We start from the raw sequence: 20,614 nt of genomic DNA, 5'->3' as shown, positions 1-20,614 counted from the left end.
AAAGGAGTGGCCCCGGTTAGTTGGACAGAATTTCGGTTTTTATAAGTGATATTTCTACCGGGGTTTAAGCCGCCGCGGCGAGCGGCGGCTTGGTGAGGTTGAAGTAGGCCATGTCGGGCGTTTTTCCGTCAAGCGTTGAATGCGGGCGACGGCGGTTGTAGAAATCGAAATAGCGGTTCAGGGCCTGTCGGGCGGTGGAAACGGTTTCATAACCGTGCAGATAAACCTCTTCATACTTCACGGATTTCCACAACCGTTCGACGAAGACGTTGTCGCGCCAGCAGCCCTTTCCATCCATGCTGATCTGGATTTTGTGCTGCTCAAGCACGCTGATGAAAGCCGTGCTGGTAAATTGACTGCCCTGATCGGTGTTCATGATTTCCGGCGCACCGTACTTCAGAATGGCTTCCTCCAGCGCCTCGACACACGGATCAGCCGTCAACGTGTTGGACAGCCGCCAGGCCAGCACACGGCGTGTCGCCCAATCCAGAACGGCCGTCAGATAGACGAATCCGCGTTGCATCGGGATGTACGTCGTATCCATGGCCCAGACCTGATTCGGGCGATCGATGGTGAGGTGACGCAGGAGGTACGGGTAGATCCGGTGCGCCTGGTTCCGCCGGCTGGTGTTGGCCTTGCGGTAGAGCGCTTCAATGCCCATTTTCTTCATCAGCGTGCCGATGTGTTTGCGGCCGACCACGATCTTTTCCAGCCTGAGCATGTCTCGCAGCATGCGAGAACCAGCAAACGGATGTTCCAGATGTAATTCGTCGATTCGACGCATCAGCAGAACGTCGCTTTCCGACATCGGCTGCGACCGGTAATACGCCGTCGAACGGGAGAGGTCGAGCAGTTGTACCTGCCGCACAACCGGCAGATCATGCGCCTTGTCAATCATCGTTTTGCGCTCGCATCGCCCATGCGACCGAGCGCGCCGGCTAAAAAATCGATCTCCAGCGCCTGCTGGCCTATCTTTGCGTGAAGGTCTTTCAGGTCCGGACCCACCACTTGTTTCTCAGCGGCCGTTGTGAATACGCCAACTGCATTCTCCAGCAACTGCTGCTTCCATTGCGTAATCTGGTTCGGATGAACGTCAAATTTTTCCGCCAATGTGGCAAGGGTCTCATCGCCTTTGAGGGCGGCTATCGCCACTTTCGCCTTGAACGCGGCTGTGTGATTACGGCGGGGTCTTCTCATTGCTCTCTGCTCCTGTTGGTCGGCGACTTCCGTCGCTTATTGAAGCAGAAATATCACTTATCCGACTGCCCGAATTTCCGGGGCTACCTCTAAACGAGTCTATTGACCGTCTCTTCGACGAATACGGATCGTGGGTGATTAGCACAATGCTGCACCAGGAGAAAATACACTTCACGTACGGTCGCAGAAGGGGTCCTGCAACGAACCTCAATAAAAATATCCTTCAGTGTAAAACCGGCAGGTGCGAGTTTATCGATGGCTTTCTCGAGAGATTTGTCTAGTGAAGTGTAATGCTGGTCGTCCCGACTCAAAATCGCTTGAGCCACTGAGTCAAGACTAAGACCGTTGAACGATAACGGATCACGACGCTGCTCAATGCGAATCAGTTTGGCGCGTACTTTTCGTGTTTCTGGCGATAGTGCAAATTTCTGCCGACGACTAACACTTTTTTGGCTTTCTTCGTCGAGCCACGCCACAAGGGCGCTAGTTTCGTCGATAAATGGAGAGGAAGTCTGTTCCCATAAGCCGTCAAACCAGCGCTGAAGTTCTTCGACCTGATTTTTTTCATCGATAAGAATTCCTAGCTCCGTGCGTGAAAGGATTCCAGTTTCAGTCAGATTCGCCGAACCAAGCATAGCCATACAATCACCAATTACTGCCTTCGCATGAATTCCTGCGCAATGATGAATTCTGTCTAAATTGCCTCGAATAAAACTCCATGCTCGGGGGCGGGCGCGGACTGAGAGAGAAGAAAGCCATGCCTCAATATCTGATACCAGCAGCCAGCTTTCTGAACATTCGATGATCCGTTCAAGGTACGAAATACCAATGTAGGGACTGATAATACGGACACTGGATTTTCTAGCAACCGTAAGAATAGACTCATCGAACGGGGACGCATCCACGGATGAGCGGCACAGCGCGTGATATAGAATTCTGCTCAAGGATAGACTTTAATCAGTAGACATATTGAACCAACATCTTATTCCACCAAGAGTATTTCAGCTTGTTCTTTTGTTCTTGTTGTCTTTTCAATCACAAGCAAAAAATCCGATGCTGACAAATGGAAACGGGCACATCAGACGACCTACACCACCCAAACTGGTGACACGAATAAATTTTCCAGTATGCCCACAGTCCAGCTATTTCCCGAAATAGACAACGCCGCACCTATGGCGGATCTCGCTCTGTGGGTACCCACAGAATTCAACGGGCTCTGGCACCCTTTTCCCTGTTGCCGTTTCATGGATTTGAAGGGATGGTCCCGATAATGGAAAAGGCTTTGTGGCCGAAAGACCGGGGCGGCACCCGATTGCCACGATCAAAGAGTTGCTGACGGACATCTCACACTGCCTACACTGATAGGCTGAAACCCTTATACCATGCGGCATTCAGAGCGTTTACGCTGTGATACAAGCCCACACAACCATCACACCCTCGCCCATTACAGACCGGGCAGGAACTCAATACCGGTGCGTCGAACCAGTTCTTCGTAGCTGATTGGCTTGCTTACCCTCGCCTGATCACTGTTTTCCAGCCAGTGCGCCCACGCCCGTTTCGATGACGGGTCATAGACCAGTTTGAATAAATGCTGTGGCACCCAAACGTTGTTCGTTCCGATGGTCGGAGACGATTTTTCAAAGACTGGACCGGTAATGACGAACACATCGCCAGCACTACGCATGATGTAGTGGCGTGTCGCTTTCTCAATATCAGCCCAAGCCTTGCGGTTGTTGATAGGAGCCTGAGGCACCATGTTCGCCAGTGAAAAACTCTGTGCCATCGCCTCAACTGTCGCCATGTCACCCGCTGGAGCCATGTGGCCTCGATCATAGCCAGAGCCTTGGTAATCAGCCAGATCAGCGCGTTCCCGCGCTGGCAACCGAGCATCGACAAAGAATTTGTCGGCTCGTTGGTTTTCTCTGGCATTCAGCAGCATCGACTTGTTCAACCGCTCAGCAACATAGACAGGCGTATGGCTCAAACCCGAGTGCAATACGGCAAACTGGCGATAACAAAGCGCCCTCGCCTGTATTGCATTCCGACCCGATACAGCAGGAGGGGTGCCATTCGCGAATAGTTGGCGGCACTCAGCGAAGTCGTTGCCAGCTGAAAACGCTGTTCCTGCCGTTGCGAAAACGACAAGAGCAAGCAATACCTGTTTAAGCATCGGCGGCAACGCGCTTGAAAAGCTTGAAAGCCAGACTCTCGAAAAGCATTGGGATGTCCCAATCGGCAGGCGGTGGATTCCCTTGATCGAGTACCCTGCCCGACGCCAGAACCGTTCGATGCTCGCCATTGTGGAATTCCAGCATTAGCATCCTGTTCTTTTTGTTGGGCTGCGCGTCGAGCTTGGCGCACATTTCCTTGACGGTTTCGTCGTCGAATTCCTCCGAGGCAATCAGGTCTCGTCGATAGTTTTCGATTTCTTCTTCGGAATACCAGCGGCCACCTGGGTAGGTCATGATCCGTTTGACAACCCGTTTGATCGCTTCGGACAAGCGGATGCGCAGCAGATGCAATTCATCGCCCTCCAAGGATTCGAGTTTCTGTAACAAAGCCACGATCAGGTTTTGCTGGACTGACGCATCCACTCGGGAATTCGTCAGGCGCAGGATTTTTTCCTCCGATTGCTTCTGCTCGTCTTTCAGACTGTCGAGCTTGGTCTCATTGGCTTTCATTCGGTCCAGGATCAATTGCATCGGTTCAGCCTGTGCCGTGCTCTCCAGAACATCAAGTAAGGTCTGATTGCGGCCATTTACGGCAACGATTTCCTGCTTGATTCGTTCATGGTTCTGCATCTCAGCGTTCAATTCAATCTCACCAGTCTGATTCACACCGAGGACTTGCGAGAGATCGACGGCCTTACAGAATTTCAATACCAACTGCTCGAAATCGTCGTAAGTCCATTGAATGTAGTTGCACTTGATACCCCGGCGAGCATTGCTACATGCAACGTACTTCCTCTCACTGTGGTTGCCGCTGGCGCGTTTTTTCACCGAACCGCCCATATTCATTGGTCCGCCGCAGTACCCACAGCGCAGCAGGCCTGAAAACAGGTTGCTCAGCTGATTGCCTTTGCTTACGCCGCCTCGTGTGCGCCGCGATTTTCGAGCCGCAGCTGCCAGCAACCATTCTTCTTTCGACATGATCGCCGGGTAGTAATCCGGTATTTCTTCGAGTTCTGTCTCCTCCCCGTCGCGCTGTAATTTCAACTGCAACGCACCATAGACGGAAACGCTGTTAAAAACCTTCTCAATATAGGAGGTTTGCCAGCCATTCGATTTTGTGGAAAAGACCGGCACGCCTTCCGTATTAAAAATCTTGACGATGGTGGCACCACCGACGCCCTCCTTCGACATCTTGAAAATGCGTCTGACAATCGCTACGCGTTCCGGAATGAATTCAAACCCTTTGTCATCATCAGTAGGTCTCAGCCAATATGGACAGCGCTTCGTCAGGCGTTTGTTTGCGATGTTCTTCCGCTTAGCATCCCACGAAGATCGAATGCGGTGGCTCTTAATGGCGGACTCTTCGTTGGCACGGCTCATGATGACAATCGACATGATGAGGCTCGACCAATTGTCGTTGGTCTTTTCGTAGCTATAGACTTGGTTGTCAGCCAGCGTCACGATAACGATTCCAGCCCTCAGGATGTTCAGGAAGATGGTCAGAGCATCCATTACCTTGTCGCGGGACAGACGATCCAAGCTCTCAACAAGGAGATATGAACCCCGAGGAATGCTGCCTGCCTCGACTAAAATCAGGAATTGGCCCAGTGCTCCCTTGTCGAGGTTGGATCGGTCATACGCGGAAATCCCGAGGTCCTTCATGTTCAATTCGGTGTCGAGGTCTAAACCGTGCTTTGCCGCATACTCCACGGAAAGTTTTGTTTGACGGGCGACGGAATCGCCTCGCTCCTGCCTGACACTTGAAAACCGGATATAGGAGTAAGCCTTGGGCATGACGGCACAGCCTCAATGAAATAGCGTACCGTCATTATACGGATACTTACGTTTTAATAGCTACGAGATCGAGATCTGATGTCTATATAAATGCATCTTCAGGACGATTTACGTTTTAATGCTTATCTTATGCTGACGAGGTGCATCACGCCTGTCCGGCGAAACACCTGCCATTGCGCCGACGGGATCGAACGCTGGTCGCCGATGGCCAGTGCCGTCAACACTCCTGAGTAGGGCGCATCCGGCAGCGCCCGCACGAAGCGCTCGCGGAGTCGGTCGCGCAAGGCATCCACGAGGTATGCCGGGCGCCAGACGAACTCGTCGATCCGGACCGCCTCGCTGCGAGTACGGATCGACCCGGTAGCCCGGATACCTCGCTCCAGCAGCCAGGCCTCGTAGTCGAACCCCTGTGGATTGGCATTGCCGTGCGGCCGCTTGAGCCGCACAGTGAAACGCCAGCGTTCGCCGGGGTGAACCGAACGCGCCGACCCTGCTCCTGCGTTCTCACCGATCTCGCCCGCCCCCGCCCGCGCGCGATACCAGGACAGCGATACCCGATGCGGAATTTGCGCCCCGGGCGTCAGCACCTGCTCGACGTCGAAAAAGAAGCGTTCGCCCTGTTCGAAGCGTTGCGGCAGGGCGGCCACCACGCCGACCAGTTCGACGTCCTGCCCTTCCCACGCTTCCGGCAGATGATCGGCCAGCCGGATCTGCGCCCGCCCGCCGGCCCAGACGAAACCGAGGACGGCACAGGACAGCACGACGACACAGCGTGCCGGCAACCCCTTGCCGTTCCGCGCCACAAGGAATCCGGCCACACCAGCAAGCGCCAGTACGCCCAACGGCCAACCCCCAGGCAGTTCGCCCTGCATCTGCAGTGCCAGGACACCTGCTGCAAAAGCGAGGATCGAGAGGCGCATCACTCAAATCGCTGAATGGAAAAGACGCCGGCAAACGCCCAAATGAAAACGGGGAAAGACGGCCTCCCGTCTTTCCCCATTCTCCGAGCCCCCCCGGACCCTTCTTGATGTCTCGATCAGCCTTCCAGCTCTTTCAGGCGCGCGGAAAGCATGGCTTCGAGCGTTTCCAGCGCCTTGGTAAATCCGGCAATGCCTTCGGCCAGTTTCTCGGATGCCATCCGGTCGGCCGCGTGCATGCGGGCGAACGTTGCCTCATCCACGGTGATCTTGTCAACAGCCACCGATGAGGCCTTTGCTGCATCGAGCTTGCGCGGCAGGTCACCCTCGGTCGCCTGCAGCTCGGCGAGCAGCGACGGTGCGATGGTCAGCAGGTCGCAGCCGGCGAGTTCGGTGATTTCGCCCATGTTGCGGAAGCTGGCGCCCATGACTTCCGTCTTGTAGCCGAACTTCTTGTAGTAGGTGAAGATCTGGGTCACCGACAGCACGCCGGGATCCTCGTTGGCCGGGTAGGAGTCGCGGCCGGTGTCCTTCTTGTACCAGTCCAGGATGCGACCGACGAACGGCGAGATCAGCGTCACGCCGGCTTCGGCGCAGGCGATCGCCTGGTGCAGGCCGAAGAGCAGGGTCAGGTTGCAATGGATGCCTTCCTTTTCCAGAACGGCGGCGGCCTGGATGCCTTCCCAGGTGGCGGCGATCTTGATCAGGATGCGCTCGCGGGAGACGCCCTTGGCTTCGTACTGCGCGATCAGCTCACGCCCCTTGGCGATGGTCGCCGCGGTGTCGTAGGACAGGCGGGCATCGACTTCGGTCGACACGCGGCCCGGGATGATCTCGAGAATCTTCAGACCGAAGGAAACGGCCAGGCGATCGAACGCCAGGGAAGCCACCTTGGCCGCCGGGGCCTCTGCGCCGCAATCGAGGCGGGCCTGCTTCAGGGTTTCATCGACGATGCTCTGGTACTGCGGCATTTGCGCGGCTGCGGTGATCAACGAGGGATTCGTCGTTGCATCGCGCGGCGTGAATTTTTCGATGGCCTGGATGTCGCCGGTATCGGCGACGACGACGGTCATCTCCCGCAGTTGTTCGAGCAGGTTCTTGGACATGTCTAACTCCTCTTTCTTCGATTGTGTGGCAAAACGGATTCTGCGGTTTCTGCGATTTCAGCTGCCGGCGTCCGCGCAAACCGGCTGATTCTAGCAAACAACTACCGGAACCCGCCTCAAGCGTGTAAGCTTCGACGGTTTTTTCTTATGGGCGAACGTTCGCCTCGGGTCACCGCGAGGCATCTAGGAGCGAAATCGATGCGACTCAAGAACCGGGTTATGGTCATCATCACGGCATCGCTGGCCAGCCTGACCATCATGGGCGCCTTCGGGCTGTACACGGTGCGGCAGAGCGTCATCGAGGAACGCAAGGAGCAGATCACCCAGTTACTCGACTTCGCCGACTCGCAACTCCGTTACTTTTACGCGCTGGAAGTCAATGGCGCGATGACCCGGGAAGTCGCCCAGCTTCGGGCGATCGAGGCGATCAGGGCGCAGCGCCAGGAAAGCAACTACTTCTTCATCCGTTCTCTGAGCGGCGACTCGTTCATCTATCACCCGATTCCCAGCCGGCTCGGCGCCCCGGACGACGGCGGCATGATGCCTGACGGGCGTTCGACGGCGCAGGCCTATCGCGATGCGCTGGCCGTGAGCAAGGACGGCAAGGCCTTCGTGCTTATCCGCGCGCCGAGGCCGGACGCTCCGAAAAAACAATTCCCCAAGCTTAACGGCGTGATGAAGTTCGAACCGTGGGGCTGGATGCCGGGCACCGGTTTCTACATGGACGACATCGAAGCGCGCTTCTGGAGGCAGGCGGCAACGTTCCTCATCGTCGGCGGCGCCCTGCTGGCGCTGGTCGCGGTGCTCGTCCTGCGCATGCGCGCGGTCATCCTGCGCCAGCTGGGTGGCGAACCGTACGACGCGGCGAAAAGCATGAAGAAGATCGCCAACGGCGACCTGGCCATCGAGATCGACGTCGCCAAAGACGACAACGACAGCCTGATGGCTTCGCTGAAGGTGATGCAAATGAAGCTTATCAACATGACCTCGACGATCCGCGAGAACGCCAGCGTGCTCAGCGCGCAGGTCACCACCTTCGAGGAAACGGCGAGAAACTACGCGGAAGCCAAGTCGGAGGACGAACTCGAGAAGCTGTTGCAAAGCGTGAAGAAGCTCGGCAAGACGGCGGCGATCCTGGAAAAATCGATCTCGCGCTTCAAGTTCTGAGCGGCGGGCTGGTCAAAGGAAAACCGTGGAAGCATCGACCCGTCTCAGCATCACCGCCAAGGGCGAGGATGAACTCAAGCACCGGCTCTACAAGCTGAGCATCCGCAAGCGCAGCGTCCTCGTCAGCGTGGAGAAGCCGCATACCGTCGCGCAGGTCGTCGAACGCTCGGTGTTCCAGGAAGACGAGATCCTCGACGAAATCCGCGCGCTGGAAAACGAAGGCTTTGTCGTTTTCGAAGGCGCGGAGGCATCGACACGGAAGGCCGCGCGCCAGCGTGGCCGTTTCGAGTTGAACGACGACATCGTGCTTTCCGAAGCCAAGTACCTGTTGATCGACTTCTGCGTCGACAGTTTCGGCACGCACGCCCAGACGCTCGCCGACGGGATCCGCATCTGCAAGACGCCGGAGTCGTTGGCCAAATCGCTGCAAGCGATCGCCGGAGCCGCCGAAAAACAATGCCCGGACCGCCTGCCGGCGTTGTTCAAGATCATCCAGGAAATCAACGAAACGGAGGAGTAACGGGGAGTCCGTCAGGTGTCGTCCCGGAACACTCCGTCGCGCAGCATCAGGATGCGGTCGGCACGCGCCGCCAACCCTTGATCGTGGGTCACGATCACGAAGCTGGTGCGGTGCGAGCGGTTCAGCGAGAGCATCAGTTCGAACACATCCTCCGCCGTCTGCCGGTCGAGGTTGCCGGTCGGCTCATCGGCCAGCACGCAGGCCGGCTCCGTCACCAGCGCCCGGGCGATCGCCGCCCGCTGGCGTTCGCCGCCGGAAAGCTCCGCCGGCGTGTGATCGAGGCGATGCGACAGGCCGACTTCGCCGAGCATCGCCGCCGCCCTCGCTTCCGCCTCGGGCTTCGGCATGCGCCTGATGATCAGCGGCATCGCCACGTTCTCCAGCGCGGTGAATTCTGGCAGCAGGTGGTGGAACTGATAGACGAAGCCGAGATGGCGATTGCGCATCTCGCCGCGTTCGGCATCTCCGATCTTGGCCAAGTCGCGGCCCATCAACTGGATCGAGCCGTCGCTGGCGCTGTCCAGCCCGCCGAGCAGATGCAGCAGCGTGCTCTTGCCCGACCCCGACGCACCGATGATCGACACCCGCTCGCCGGCGGCGATTTCCAGATCGACACCGTTCAGCACCGGTACTTCGTAGGCCGAGCCCTGACGGTAAATCTTGCGTAACCCCTGGCAGGCCAAGACGATTTGGCGATTTTCACTCATAGCGCAGCGCCTCCGCCGGATTGACACGGGATGCGCGCCAGCTCGGATAGATCGTCGCCACCAGCGACAGGATGAACGACACGGCGGTGATGGTGGTCACGTCGCTCCATTGCAGCTCGGACGGCAGGCTGGAGATGTAATACACCTCCTTGGAAAAGAGCTGCGTGCCGAGCACGCGCTCGATGAACGGCACCACGACGTCGATGTTCAGCGCCAGCGTCACGCCGCCGAGGACGCCGAGGCCCAGCCCGATGAAGCCGATCAGCGCTCCCTGCACCATGAACACAGCCATGATGCTGCGCGGACTGGCGCCGAGCGTGCGCAGGATGGCGATGTCGGCCTGCTTGTCGGTCACCGCCATGACCAGCGTCGACACGATGTTGAACGCCGCGACGGCGACGATCAGCGAGAGGATGATGAACATCATGTTCTTCTCGATCTGCACGGCGCGGAAGAAGTTGGCGTGGCTGCGCGTCCAGTCGCTGATGTACGCCGGCACCGTCAGGGTGTTGGCCAGTTGCCGCACCACCCACGGCGCGCGGAACAGGTCGTCGAGCTTCAAGCGCACGCCGGAGACGCGATCCTCCATGCGGTAGAGCTTCTGCGCGTCCTCCATGCGGATCAGCGCCAAGCCGCTGTCGTACTCGAACATGCCGACCTCGAAGATGCCGCTGACGGTGAAGGTCTTCAACCGCGGCACCACGCCGGCCGGCGTCACCACGCCCTGCGGCGCAATCACTGTCACCTTTTCGCCGGGAACGACACCCAAGTTGCGGGCGAGATCGCTGCCCAGAACGATATTGAACGCATCCGGCTGCAGCGAATCGAGCGATCCTTCCTTGATGTGCGCGCGGAACTCCGCGACCTTCTCCTCCTCGTCCGGGATGATCCCGCGCACCATTGCCCCGCGCACCGACTGGCCGAACGACAACATCCCCTGCGCCTGCACATAGGGCGCCGCGCCACGCACCTCCGGCAGCTTCGCCGCATCGGCGGCCACCTGCTCCCAGCCGGCCATCTCACCGTCCGCGCCGCTGATCTGCACGTGCGAAACGACAGCCAGGATGCGGCTGCGCAGTTCCGTCTGAAAGCCGTTCATCACCGACAGCACGACGATCAGCGCCGTCACGCCCAGCGCGATGCCGAGCATCGAGATCAGCGAAATGAATGAAATGAAATGGTTGCGCCGCTTCGCCCGCGTGTAGCGCAGGCCGATCAGCAATTCGTAGGGAAGCGCCATCCGGGGCCCGTATCCGAGTCGGTTCGAAAAGAACGCTATGGTACACGTCATGCCCGGCGATCGCTCGAACATGGAAGACGACATCTCCGGAGCGCTGTCGCCCGCATGGTAAACTTCCGGCCCCAATCGCCCCCACGCTTTTCAGGCGCCGCATGTCGCTCCCACCGCCCCACGTCACCCTGCTCATCCCAGAACTGCTCTGGCCCGAGCCCGAAGACCGCGAAACGCTCGCCGATCTTCCCTGCCCGGCGCTGAACGCCCTACTGGCGCGCAGCCGCCGTGCCCACCGGCCGACGCAGTCGTTGGAAGCAATGCTCGCCGCCCTGTTCGGCCATGAAGGAAACGCGGCCTATGCGGCATTCCGGCGAGCGGGCGACGCCGGCCACGAAGCACCTCCGCACGACGGCGAGTGGCTCGCCGCCGACCCGGTGCACCTGCGGCTGGACCAGCAATTGCTGATTCTCGCCGATGGCGCCACGCTGAACATCGCGCCGGACGACGCGCAGGCGCTCGTCGACGACCTGAACCAGTTTTTCGCCGACGTCGGCGAATTCCATTACGCCGCGCCGCATCGCTGGTATCTGCGCCTTGCCGAAAACTGCACGCTCCCGGCCTTTGACGCACCGCCGCTTTCGGCCGTCGCCGGGCGCAGCGTCCAGCACCTGCTGCCGGACGTGTTGCAGGAGCGCGCCGTACACAACCTGTGCAACGAGATCCAGGCCTTCCTGCACACGCATCCGGTCAACCAGCGCCGCGAGGCACAGGGCGCGCTGCCGCTCAACAGCCTCTGGCTGTGGGGACGCGGCCGCCTGCCGGAGCGCATCGAGGGCGACTTCGACGGCGTCTGGGCAAACGACCCCCTTGCCATCGGCCTGGCCCGCACCGCAGGTACCCCAACCCACGCCTGCCCCAACGATGCAGCCGCGCTTCTCGCGACCCTCGCCCCCGGCACGCGGCATCTTGTCGTACTCGATGACCTGCTCGGCCCGGTGCAATATGAAAAAGGCGCCGACTACCGTGACACCCTCGCCCGGCTGGATTCCGAGTGGCTCGCCCCGCTGCGCCGCGCCCTGTCCGCTGGGCAATTGAAAGAATTGCGGCTGCACGCCGCGACGACGTATGCCGCACTGACCGTAGACTGCCGCCGCCTCGACCAATGGCGCATCTGGCAACGCCCACAACCGCTGGCCGACTTCATCGGCGCGCTGGCCAAGGAATCGCGATGACCCAACTGAAGGCCCGCCCGGTACCGCCCCGCGTGCAATGGCAGCTCGAACAGCAAGGCGTACATCCGCTGCTCGCCCGCATCTACGCCGCCCGCGGCATCCAGACCAAAGGGGAACTCGACTACGAACTCGCCGCGTTGATTCCGCCGGCCAGCCTCACCCACGCCGACACCGCCGCCGCGCTGCTCGCCGACGCCATCGAGGCGCAGGCACGCATCCTGATCGTCGCCGATTACGACTGCGACGGGGCCACCGCCTGCGCCGTCGGCGTGCGCGCGCTACGCGCCCTGGCCGGCGACACGGGCACCAGCGTCGACTACCTGGTGCCCAACCGTTTCACCTACGGCTACGGGCTGTCGCCGGAAATCGTCGACCTCGCGGCGACGATGAACCCCGACCTGCTGGTCACCGTCGACAACGGCATCGCCAGCCTGGCCGGCGTCGCCCGCGCCGCCGAACTCGGCATCGCCACGCTGATCACCGACCACCACCTGCCCGGCGACGAACTGCCGGCGGCCGACTGTATCGTCAACCCCAACCAGCCCGGCTGCGGTTTCCCGAGCAAATCGCTGGCCGGCGTCGGCGTCATGTTCTACGTGATGCTCGCCCTGCGCGCCGAGCTGCGCACGCGCGGCTGGTTTGGCGACGCAACCGGCGTCAAGGAGCCGAACCTCGCCGCGCTGCTCGACCTCGTCGCCCTCGGCACGGTCGCCGACGTGGTCAAGCTCGACCGCAACAACCGCATCCTCGTCGATCAGGGCCTGAAGCGCATGCGCGCCGGGCGGCTGACCCCCGGCGTCCGCGCACTCTTCCGCGCCGCCGGGCGCGATCCGGCCAAGGCCGGCAGCATGGATCTCGGTTTCATGATCGGGCCGCGCCTCAACGCCGCCGGACGCCTCGCCGACATGTCGCTCGGCATCGAGGCGCTGATCACCGACGACGAAGGTCGCGCACTGAATATTGCGCAGGAACTCGACAAGCTCAACCGCGAACGCAAGGACATCGAGTCCGGCATGCAGGAACAGGCGCTCGTTCATCTCGACGCAATCAGTGAAACCGACGGCCCGGCAATCGCCCTGTTCGACCCGGACTGGCACCAGGGCGTCATCGGCATCCTCGCCTCGCGCATAAAGGACAAGCGCCACCGCCCGGTGTTCGCCTTCGCCCGCGGCGACGAGACCACTGCCGACGGCGAACTCAAGGGCTCCGGCCGCTCGATCCCCGGCTTGCACCTGCGCGATGCACTCGACCTCATCTCCAAGCGTGCGCCGGGACTGTTGAAGCGCTTCGGCGGCCACGCCATGGCCGCCGGTGCGACGATCATGGAAGCCGACTTCCCCCGCTTCCGCGAACTGTTCGCCCAGGTCGCCGACGAACTGCTCGCGCCGGCCGACCTCACCCGCACGCTGGAAACCGACGGCAGCCTCGAAGAGAGCTACGTCTCGATCAACACCGCCCGCCTGCTCGACGACGAAGTCTGGGGCCAGGGCTTCCCCGCGCCGCTGTTCGAGGACGAATTCACCGTCGAGAACCAGCGCATCCTCAAGGACAAGCACCTCAAGCTCCGCCTGCGCCGCGGCGAAATGCGCATCGAGGCCATCCAGTTCAATTTCAGCGAATCGCCGGGCACGAGAATCCGCGCCGCCTACCGGCTGTCGGTCAACGAGTACAACGGCGTGCAGTCGACGCAGCTAATGATCGAGCACTTCGAAAACAGCCGGTAAGGGACGTTACGCCGGCTGCGAAACAGGAAAGACCCGGTCGTACCCCAAGTTGAAGACAAAGGCGTAAACCACGTACGCCGCTGCCAGACCGATGTCCGCGACGAGCGCCTGCTGCCAGCCCATGCCGGTCCAGGCCATCACCACCGGCAGACTGACCAGCAACAACCCGCCCTCGAAACCGGCGGCATGCACCACGCGCAACAGCGCCGGACGGCGGTCGGCCGTGCGTCCGGTCAGACGTCCTTCGAACCAGTCGAAGGACGTGTTATAGAGCGCGTTCCAGATCGCTGCAATCACCGCCATCAGTGCCAGCAGGCCAAGCGAATCGAGCAGGGCGATACCTGAAATCCAGACGAAAAGCGGCGTAATCAGCAGCAGGCCGCCGATTTCGAACATCGCCACCTGGCGCAGGCGGTCGAGCGGAGAACGCAGTTTGGGGGAGTGTTGCATTGGAAAAATCGGAAACGGCCGAAGGAGCTGATTCTACCGGGGAGAAGATTTTCTGACCAATATTCCCCGATTACGGCATGTAATCGACCTCGGCCCACATGTACCCGGTGTAGGACCATTCCCTGACCGTCAGAACCTTGACGCGATTGCCGGGCTTCAGCGCCTCGCGAACCGCAGGAAACGCTCCCGACTCGGTCGGCATGCCGACCCGGACATTGATGCTCCCAGTCTGATTGCGCACTGCGGGGGATGAAGACACCAGCGACGCCGGATCGGCCGACTCGGGGAAATCGAAATAGCGCGTTTCCCAGCGTTTTTCGGGCGCAACGTAATGGCCGAGGTAGATCCAGCCACGCTTCGTCCCGCTAGCGGCAGGCTGCGGCCGTGGAGCGTCCGGAACTGCCTGTGGAACCTTGACGGCGACAGCAACGGACAGCGCCGCCTGGCTGGTTGAAGCGGCGCCGGCCATGATACGGTCGGCCGCAGCCTGGGTTCCCCGGGAGGGATTGAGCCTGGCGAACTGCGTGGCGAACTCCGGACTCGCCAGAGTGGTGATGACCAGCAGCGCGCCTGCTGCTTCTTGTTCTCCTGATCCTGCCTGGCTTGCATTTCCACGATCGCCGCCTGGCGCTGGTTATAGCTGTGGGTAAACCACAGGCCGGCAACGCCGAGGACCACGGTGGATATGAACGTCGAAATCATCGGAAGGCGATCCCAGAGGTCCTTCTTCCTGGCGCCTTGCGCTTTCAGTTCGGCCAGAAGATCGTCGAGGGTCGCCTTGGGCTGGTCGCTTTTTTCCATGTTTCACCTCGCCAGGTCGTGAGAGGTAGGTCAGTGAGCGCCGGCCTTGGCATGCTTCGTGGCTTCCACTGTCTCGCTGGCCATGGTCATCACGTTCAGGGTCGCGGCGTTTTCGATGGAAATGGCCTCTTCCACTCTTTCCACGAACAGCCGAAACGCCTTCTCGTCGTCCAGATCGCGATAGCGGCCGACACGCGAACGGAAGAGGAATTTCTCGTGCCCGAGCAACTGCTCGGTCGAACGGTAGTTTTTCCATTGCTCGCGGTAATGAAAAACGCTTTCCAGAGACACGGTGACGACGACCAGCAGGCTGATCACCGTAACCACAAGCTGGATCACCGGGACATCGAACAGCGTGTGCGAAGAAGGCAGATTGACGAGGACCGGCACGAGGCCGCCACCGACTACCGAGAATGCACGCATCTGCAGGTAGCGGCGCTTCATGATCACCGCCTTGCCGTCATACCATTTTTGGTATTGCTCGACCCGTTCCGCAACATATGCCTGCGGCGCCATCGACAAGACATCGGAAGTGCGTTCTGCTTGCATGACCGCGACTCCTTCATTCAACAACTACGCTGCCTTTTGACCATAGCACGCGCATCGAAGCGGCGATACATCGATTGACGATTTCCGGCATCGGCCTATGATCGCTTCACTAAGGACGTGCTGATTTATTGAAGATTTGTCATTCCGGCGAAGGCCGGAATCCAGAAAATTCAACGAACTGGACCCCGGCCTTCGCCGGGGTGACGAATATTTCAGCGTTTCCCTAAGGTTTAGCGCCCCATTGGATCACGAACTTTGCTGCCAGTTCAGAGTCCATGGCTGCATCCGGATCGTGCATCCCAGCTTTTCACCGGAGGATCGTCATGTCCGCAAGCCCGCACCCCCCGTTCCACCCGATCATCTACGTGCGCGGTTTCGCCGCGACGCAAGGCGAGATCGAGGAAACCGTCGCCGACCCCTACATGGGATTCAATATCGGCTCGACCAAGTCGCGCATGGCCTGGACCGGCGACGTAAAGCGCTTTTTCTTCGAGTCGCCGCTCGTTCGCCTGATGAGCGACCACGGCTACTTCGACGTCTTCGAGGATGGCGAGGACCTCGTCGCCACGGAGCGCACCGACCGGCCGATTCCCTACCGCTGCATCGTCATCCACCGCTACTACGACGAAGCCAGCAAGGACTTCGGCAGTGGCGAAACGCCGCCGATCGAGCACTTCGCCCGCGGCCTCGACCGACTGATCCTGCGTCTGCGCGACAAGGTCTGCGCCAACCCGAAGAACGGCGTCACGCCCGAAGATTTCCGGGTGTATCTGGTCGCGCACTCGATGGGCGGCCTCGTCTGCCGGGCCTTCCTGCAGAACCCGGCGATCGGTTCGGCGGAGGCTCGCCGCGCCGTCGACAAGGTGTTCACCTACGCTACGCCGCACAACGGGATTGACATGCGCATCGTGCGCAACATCCCCGGCTGGATGAGCTTCGGCGACGTCAACAATTTCAACCGCGAACGCATGGCCGGCTACCTGGCGCTCCCTGCCGGCGACGACGTTTCGGTGGTGCGCAACTTCCCGCCGGAACGCATCTTCAACCTGGTCGGCACCAACGCCCGCGACTACACGGTCGCCGGCGGCCTGTCGTCCTGGGCGGCCGGGGAAGCCAGCGACGGCCTGGTGCGCATCGAGAACGCCACCACCCACGGCCCCGGGGCGGACGGCCGCGACGTCACCTCGCCGCGCGCCTTCGTCCATCGCAGTCACTCCGGCCACTACGGAATCGTCAATTCCGAGGAGGGCTACCAGAACCTCACCCGTTTCCTGTTCGGCGCGTTGCGCATCGACGGCATCCTCGACATTGACGACATTTCCCTCCCGAACGAGGTCGCCAGGGAAATGCAGGCCGGGAAAGCGGTGCGCGCGGCCTATCAATTCGAAGCTGCGGTCAGCGTGCGTGGCTGCCAGTGGCAGATGACGCGCCGAGAAGCGCGCGAGAACTCGGCCATCTTCCGCACCTACGACGAACTCTTCCCGGGCCAGCCCACCACAAAACGCCCCCCCGATCGCCGCCGCAGCCCGCACCTGTTCTCGGTTTTCCTCGACCCGAGCAAGAGCGTCAAGGCCTCCGGTTCGGTCAGTTTCGCCTTCGACCTGAAGGTGCTCGTTCCGGACTACGAGGTCGACGGGGTGATGTTCATGAAGCGCCACTACGAGGGCGGCTACATCCTGCGCCAGTGGATACTGGTCGAGGCGTTTCCCGATACTTCGGAGCCTACGGGCTGGCGCATCAAGTACGGCTATCAGGAAGACAACCCAGGACGTCCCGGGAAGAATGCTCCGGCCTATGCCCTGCCCGACGGTGCCGGACTCGCCTTCGATATTCCCGTCGCGCAGAAGACGCGACCGGGTATCGCAGGACGACTGCACATCGAGGCACGCCCCTGGTCTTGAGGAGGACAATCATGGAATTCGTCGGGAAGCGCCAACCGCTGACTTCTTCGGGTCTGGGCAACGCCCTTGCGCAGATCGGCCTGCAACAAGCCGAAGCCGCCGTCATCTGGGCCGTAGTGGACGTCGAAACTTCAGGGGTGACACAAGGCTGCGGCTTCCGCCTCGACGGCCGGCCACAGATCCTGTTCGAGCGCCACATCTTCCGCCGCGAGACGCAGGGCCGCTTCAACGCGCAGGCCCCGCATCTCTCGGGCCCGGCCGGCGGCTACGGCGGCCTGGGTACGCAATACGCAAAACTCGAAGAGGCGCTCGCGCTATGTCTCGCTCACGGTCTCGGCCCGGAACCGGCCCTGCGCTCCGCCTCCTGGGGGCTCGGCCAGATCATGGGGTTCAATGCCGACCTGGCCGGATTCGAAAGTGCCGAGGCCATGGTTCACGCCATGACGGACGGTGAAGATGAACAGGTTCTGGCCATGGGCCGCTTCCTCGCCGCCCGCAATCTTCACAAGGCCTTGCAGCGCCGCGACTGGGCGGCCTTCGCCCGCGGATACAACGGCGCGGCGTACGCCAAGAATCAGTACGACATCAAGCTCGAACAGGCGTACGCCCGCCTGGCCTCCGGCTCCCTCCCCAATCTCCAGCTGCGCGCGGCGCAGATCGCCTTGCTCTACCTCGGCTTTTCGCCGGGCAAGATCGACGGGGTGATCGGACAACGCACGCGCAACGCACTCAACAGCTTCCGCCTGCAGGCCGGCTTGCCTCCGGGCAGCGACCTCGACGGCCCCTGCTATGTCGCGCTTTGCCAAAAGGCGGGGTTACGGCCTTGAAAACCGACGCCCCGGATTGATTACAATCCGTTACGCAAGTACTGAAGATGTCAAACAGACTTTGGAAAGGTGTACGCCTAATATTGCCGACGTTGCTTCAGCGTCCCCCGCTGACAATGTTTGACCCTCCCTGACCCATCGCAACGATGGGATTTTGAATCCCATGCCGAACCGGTGTGGGATTTTTTTTTGGGATAGTCGACGCCGGGAGAGAACTTCGGGCGTTCGCGAGAGACATGATCCGCGGGGCACGTTGCAGTTTCAAGTAAAACTGGCCAACTCGGATGAAAGGATTGAACTATGTATTCCGTCGTGAATAAAAGCACCGGACAAGTCCTCGCTGCCAACCTGACACTGGATGCGGTCGATACCTGGATTGCCAGGAACGAGTCGAAATATGCCGGAATCCGTGTTGTCGGCATGACCGTATTCGTCGCCGAAGCCGCCTGAACGGCCACGACCCGATAACAAACGATACAGGGTCATTTCCAGCACAACCGTGCATTTTTCTCACCGGGGAAGGCACCGCCTTTCCCGGATGACGTTCCCGCAGCGCCTTCCCCGAAGAAACGCCTGAACCGCCTATGCATCGGCCATTAGGGCTGCCGATTCGCATATACTTGCCGCCACTATCAGAACACGGGGCGGGAACACCAGCATGAGTTTTATCCGGCAGATCAGATCGATACTCACCAAAAACGACACAGCCTCCGCCCTCGCGGAAAAAACCGCGCAGACCGAGCGGCGCCGGCAAAAACGCTACAGTCACAAAGGACGTCGGGTTCTGATCATCGATGATTCGCCGACCATCGTCGCCGTACTCGGCAAGATTCTGCGTTCCGCAGGTTGTCTCATCACGGAAGCCGCCGATGCCGAAACCGGCATCGACATTGCCCGGGCCACCCGGCCTGAACTCATCTTCCTCGACATCGTGCTGCCCGGCATCAACGGGTTCGCCGCGCTGCGGCAAATGCGCAAGGAAGAAGCGACCAGCCGCATCCCGGTAATCATGATCAGCGGCAACGAGCAGGCAACGGAGCAGTTCTACGCCAAGCGGATCGGTGCCGACGATTTCATGAAGAAACCGTTCGCCCGGCACGAAGTCTTTGCCCGCATCGAGACGCTCGTCGCCACAGGCAATCTGGCGCAACTCGAAAACGCCGACAGCGAGAAGAAGCCCGACGTTTCCGTGGTAACGCCACAACCAGAGGCTTCGCCTGACCAACTTCCCGCCGCACCTCGCCTCGAGCGAAGGACCGCACACATTCCGAACGACACCGTTGCCCGGATGACACCGCTTGAAGCCCGGCAGCAGCTAGCCTCGATGGGGCTGCATTACTTCAGTCAGGAGCAATTCGCCGCCGCCGTCAAACGCGCCGACAGACTGGCTGTCGACCTGTTCATCATCGGCGGCGGCATCGAAACCACGGCTTGACCTGCAGATTACAAAACGCGTCCGGAGTTCCCCTCCCATCAAGCCATACCGCGCATGCGATACCAGGCAGAATAAGCCCAGCAGGCAGCGCAGAAGCCGGTCGCCAGGTCGAGGAAGGCGAAGATCAGGATCGCTGTCGCCGGAATGGCCCCGATTGACGACCCTGCCAACCAGCTGATGGCCATCGCCGCCCCGGCGACGAAGGCGATCTTGTCGGCAAACATCTTGGCACCGGCATTGACCTTCTTTACCCACCCCATCCGTGCCGTGGTTTTCTCGAACAGCTTGTAGGACAGGCATCTGTGCGGCGAGACAAAGCCACGAATAAAACCGCCGATCGCCAGGATGAACGCGACCCATTTCCACGGAGTAAACAGGTAGAGCGCGGCAATCGTGAAGCTCATGGTGGCCTGGAAACGGTAGGCATTGGAGCAAACCGGCGCGATATCGAAACGCAGCATGAAACACCTCCTTGTTGAATATATAACCATATTAGTATTTACTGTTATTTAGTCAAGCAACTTCGCAATTATTGATCAGGCCCGAATAAGTTTTTACGCGGCATAGCGAACCTGTTTGTCCTGAAAGAAGGCCTTGATGCGTTCAGGCGAACGCTCAAGTTCGGTCATGTGCTGGGTCGCGGCGGAGCGGAGTTTGGCTTTGGTACGGGCTGGGACTTTTGACCCCATCGCCTGTTTGAGATCGGCATTCAATCGTTCCTCGGGGTTTAATTCCGGGCTGTAGCTCGGCAGGTAAAACAGTTCGATCTGCTCGGCGTGTTCGGTCACCCATTTTTTCACCGGCTTGCTGTGATGGACACGCAAGTTGTCGAGGATCAGGAAGACCTTCTTCTTGCCGGCGTCTTTGATCAGGGCGCCGAGA

The 20,614-nt window shown here is 60.2% G+C and carries 21 protein-coding genes; 8 read left to right on the top strand and 13 right to left on the bottom strand.

The window, feature by feature from the left end; translation table 11 throughout:
* Positions 1-64: 64 nt before the first annotated feature.
* From BO74_RS18295 to BO74_RS18270, 6 genes are all read right to left on the bottom strand, one after another.
* A protein-coding gene (locus BO74_RS18295) for an IS3 family transposase (protein WP_496444394.1) occupies positions 65-1,197 on the bottom strand; the annotation gives its coding sequence in 2 pieces (ribosomal slippage) (positions 65-939 and positions 939-1,197; 1,134 coding nt in all).
* Between the two features lie 89 nt (positions 1,198-1,286).
* Positions 1,287-2,141: a phospholipase D-like domain-containing protein gene (locus BO74_RS18290; RefSeq protein WP_496444392.1), complete on the bottom strand. Its 855-nt coding sequence runs from the start codon at positions 2,139-2,141 to the stop codon at positions 1,287-1,289.
* A gap of 500 nt (positions 2,142-2,641) precedes the next feature.
* A complete protein-coding gene (locus BO74_RS18285) occupies positions 2,642-3,367 on the bottom strand; it encodes a DNA/RNA non-specific endonuclease (RefSeq protein WP_496444390.1) in 726 nt (241 codons plus the stop codon).
* Positions 3,360-5,162, bottom strand: a complete 1,803-nt coding sequence (locus BO74_RS18280; protein WP_496444388.1) for a recombinase family protein — start codon at positions 5,160-5,162, stop codon at positions 3,360-3,362. The genes BO74_RS18285 and BO74_RS18280 overlap by 8 nt, the downstream gene beginning before the upstream one ends.
* A 122-nt stretch (positions 5,163-5,284) precedes the next feature.
* Entirely contained in the window at positions 5,285-6,082 is a 798-nt protein-coding gene (locus BO74_RS18275) for a ComEC/Rec2 family competence protein (RefSeq protein ID WP_496444386.1), read from the bottom strand.
* Between the two features lie 116 nt (positions 6,083-6,198).
* A complete protein-coding gene (locus BO74_RS18270; RefSeq protein WP_496444384.1) occupies positions 6,199-7,185 on the bottom strand; it encodes a transaldolase in 987 nt (328 codons plus the stop codon).
* 198 nt (positions 7,186-7,383) lie between these two features.
* Here BO74_RS18270 and BO74_RS18265 point away from each other — a divergent pair, with 198 nt between their 5' ends.
* On the top strand, positions 7,384-8,352 hold the full coding sequence (locus BO74_RS18265) for a cache domain-containing protein (protein WP_496444382.1): 969 nt from the start codon (positions 7,384-7,386) through the stop codon (positions 8,350-8,352).
* 25 nt (positions 8,353-8,377) lie between these two features.
* Entirely contained in the window at positions 8,378-8,872 is a 495-nt protein-coding gene (locus tag BO74_RS18260; RefSeq protein ID WP_496444380.1) for a hypothetical protein, read from the top strand.
* 11 nt (positions 8,873-8,883) lie between these two features.
* Here the strand turns inward: BO74_RS18260 and lolD are convergent, their stop codons facing one another.
* Positions 8,884-9,579: a lipoprotein-releasing ABC transporter ATP-binding protein LolD gene (gene lolD, locus BO74_RS18255; protein WP_496444378.1), complete on the bottom strand. Its 696-nt coding sequence runs from the start codon at positions 9,577-9,579 to the stop codon at positions 8,884-8,886.
* Entirely contained in the window at positions 9,572-10,819 is a 1,248-nt protein-coding gene (locus BO74_RS18250) for a lipoprotein-releasing ABC transporter permease subunit (protein WP_496444376.1), read from the bottom strand. The genes lolD and BO74_RS18250 overlap by 8 nt, the downstream gene beginning before the upstream one ends.
* Before the next feature lie 152 nt (positions 10,820-10,971).
* On the opposite strand from BO74_RS18250, the gene BO74_RS18245 reads away from it, so the two are divergent.
* Both BO74_RS18245 and recJ read left to right on the top strand, forming a co-directional pair.
* A complete protein-coding gene (locus tag BO74_RS18245) occupies positions 10,972-12,045 on the top strand; it encodes a hypothetical protein (protein ID WP_496444374.1) in 1,074 nt (357 codons plus the stop codon).
* Positions 12,042-13,769 (top strand): single-stranded-DNA-specific exonuclease RecJ, encoded by a 1,728-nt coding sequence (gene recJ, locus BO74_RS18240; protein ID WP_496444372.1) that lies wholly within the window; start codon positions 12,042-12,044, stop codon positions 13,767-13,769. The genes BO74_RS18245 and recJ overlap by 4 nt, the downstream gene beginning before the upstream one ends.
* 6 nt (positions 13,770-13,775) lie before the next feature.
* Here the strand turns inward: recJ and BO74_RS18235 are convergent, their stop codons facing one another.
* From BO74_RS18235 to BO74_RS18225, 3 genes are all read right to left on the bottom strand, one after another.
* Positions 13,776-14,219, bottom strand: a complete 444-nt coding sequence (locus BO74_RS18235) for a PACE efflux transporter (protein ID WP_496444370.1) — start codon at positions 14,217-14,219, stop codon at positions 13,776-13,778.
* A 70-nt stretch (positions 14,220-14,289) separates the two neighbouring features.
* The gene (locus tag BO74_RS18230) at positions 14,290-14,688 is read right to left on the bottom strand and encodes a hypothetical protein (RefSeq protein WP_496444368.1); all 399 of its coding nucleotides are present in this window, start codon (positions 14,686-14,688) and stop codon (positions 14,290-14,292) included.
* 362 nt (positions 14,689-15,050) lie between these two features.
* Entirely contained in the window at positions 15,051-15,569 is a 519-nt protein-coding gene (locus BO74_RS18225; protein WP_496444366.1) for a DUF4231 domain-containing protein, read from the bottom strand.
* 323 nt (positions 15,570-15,892) lie between these two features.
* Here BO74_RS18225 and BO74_RS18220 point away from each other — a divergent pair, with 323 nt between their 5' ends.
* From BO74_RS18220 to BO74_RS18205, 4 genes are all read left to right on the top strand, one after another.
* Entirely contained in the window at positions 15,893-17,470 is a 1,578-nt protein-coding gene (locus BO74_RS18220; protein ID WP_496444364.1) for a PGAP1-like alpha/beta domain-containing protein, read from the top strand.
* A gap of 11 nt (positions 17,471-17,481) precedes the next feature.
* Positions 17,482-18,297 carry an N-acetylmuramidase domain-containing protein gene (locus BO74_RS18215; protein WP_496444362.1) on the top strand — a complete coding sequence of 272 codons (816 nt, stop codon included), beginning with the start codon at positions 17,482-17,484 and terminating at the stop codon, positions 18,295-18,297.
* Positions 18,298-18,597: 300 nt separating this feature from the next.
* A complete protein-coding gene (locus BO74_RS18210) occupies positions 18,598-18,747 on the top strand; it encodes a hypothetical protein (RefSeq protein ID WP_496444360.1) in 150 nt (49 codons plus the stop codon).
* A 208-nt stretch (positions 18,748-18,955) separates the two neighbouring features.
* Positions 18,956-19,732, top strand: coding sequence for a response regulator (locus BO74_RS18205; RefSeq protein ID WP_496444358.1), 777 nt, complete (start codon positions 18,956-18,958; stop codon positions 19,730-19,732).
* A 38-nt stretch (positions 19,733-19,770) separates the two neighbouring features.
* Here BO74_RS18205 and BO74_RS18200 read toward each other — a convergent pair whose 3' ends face one another.
* Positions 19,771-20,193: a DUF4395 family protein gene (locus tag BO74_RS18200; RefSeq protein ID WP_496444356.1), complete on the bottom strand. Its 423-nt coding sequence runs from the start codon at positions 20,191-20,193 to the stop codon at positions 19,771-19,773.
* 93 nt (positions 20,194-20,286) lie between these two features.
* Positions 20,287-20,614 (bottom strand): transposase (locus tag BO74_RS18195; protein WP_496444354.1); only part of this gene is annotated, 328 nt, incomplete at its 5' end.

It is taken from the genome of Propionivibrio pelophilus DSM 12018 (genome assembly GCF_059569095.1).
This window is presented reverse-complemented; position numbering and strand designations above follow the sequence as displayed.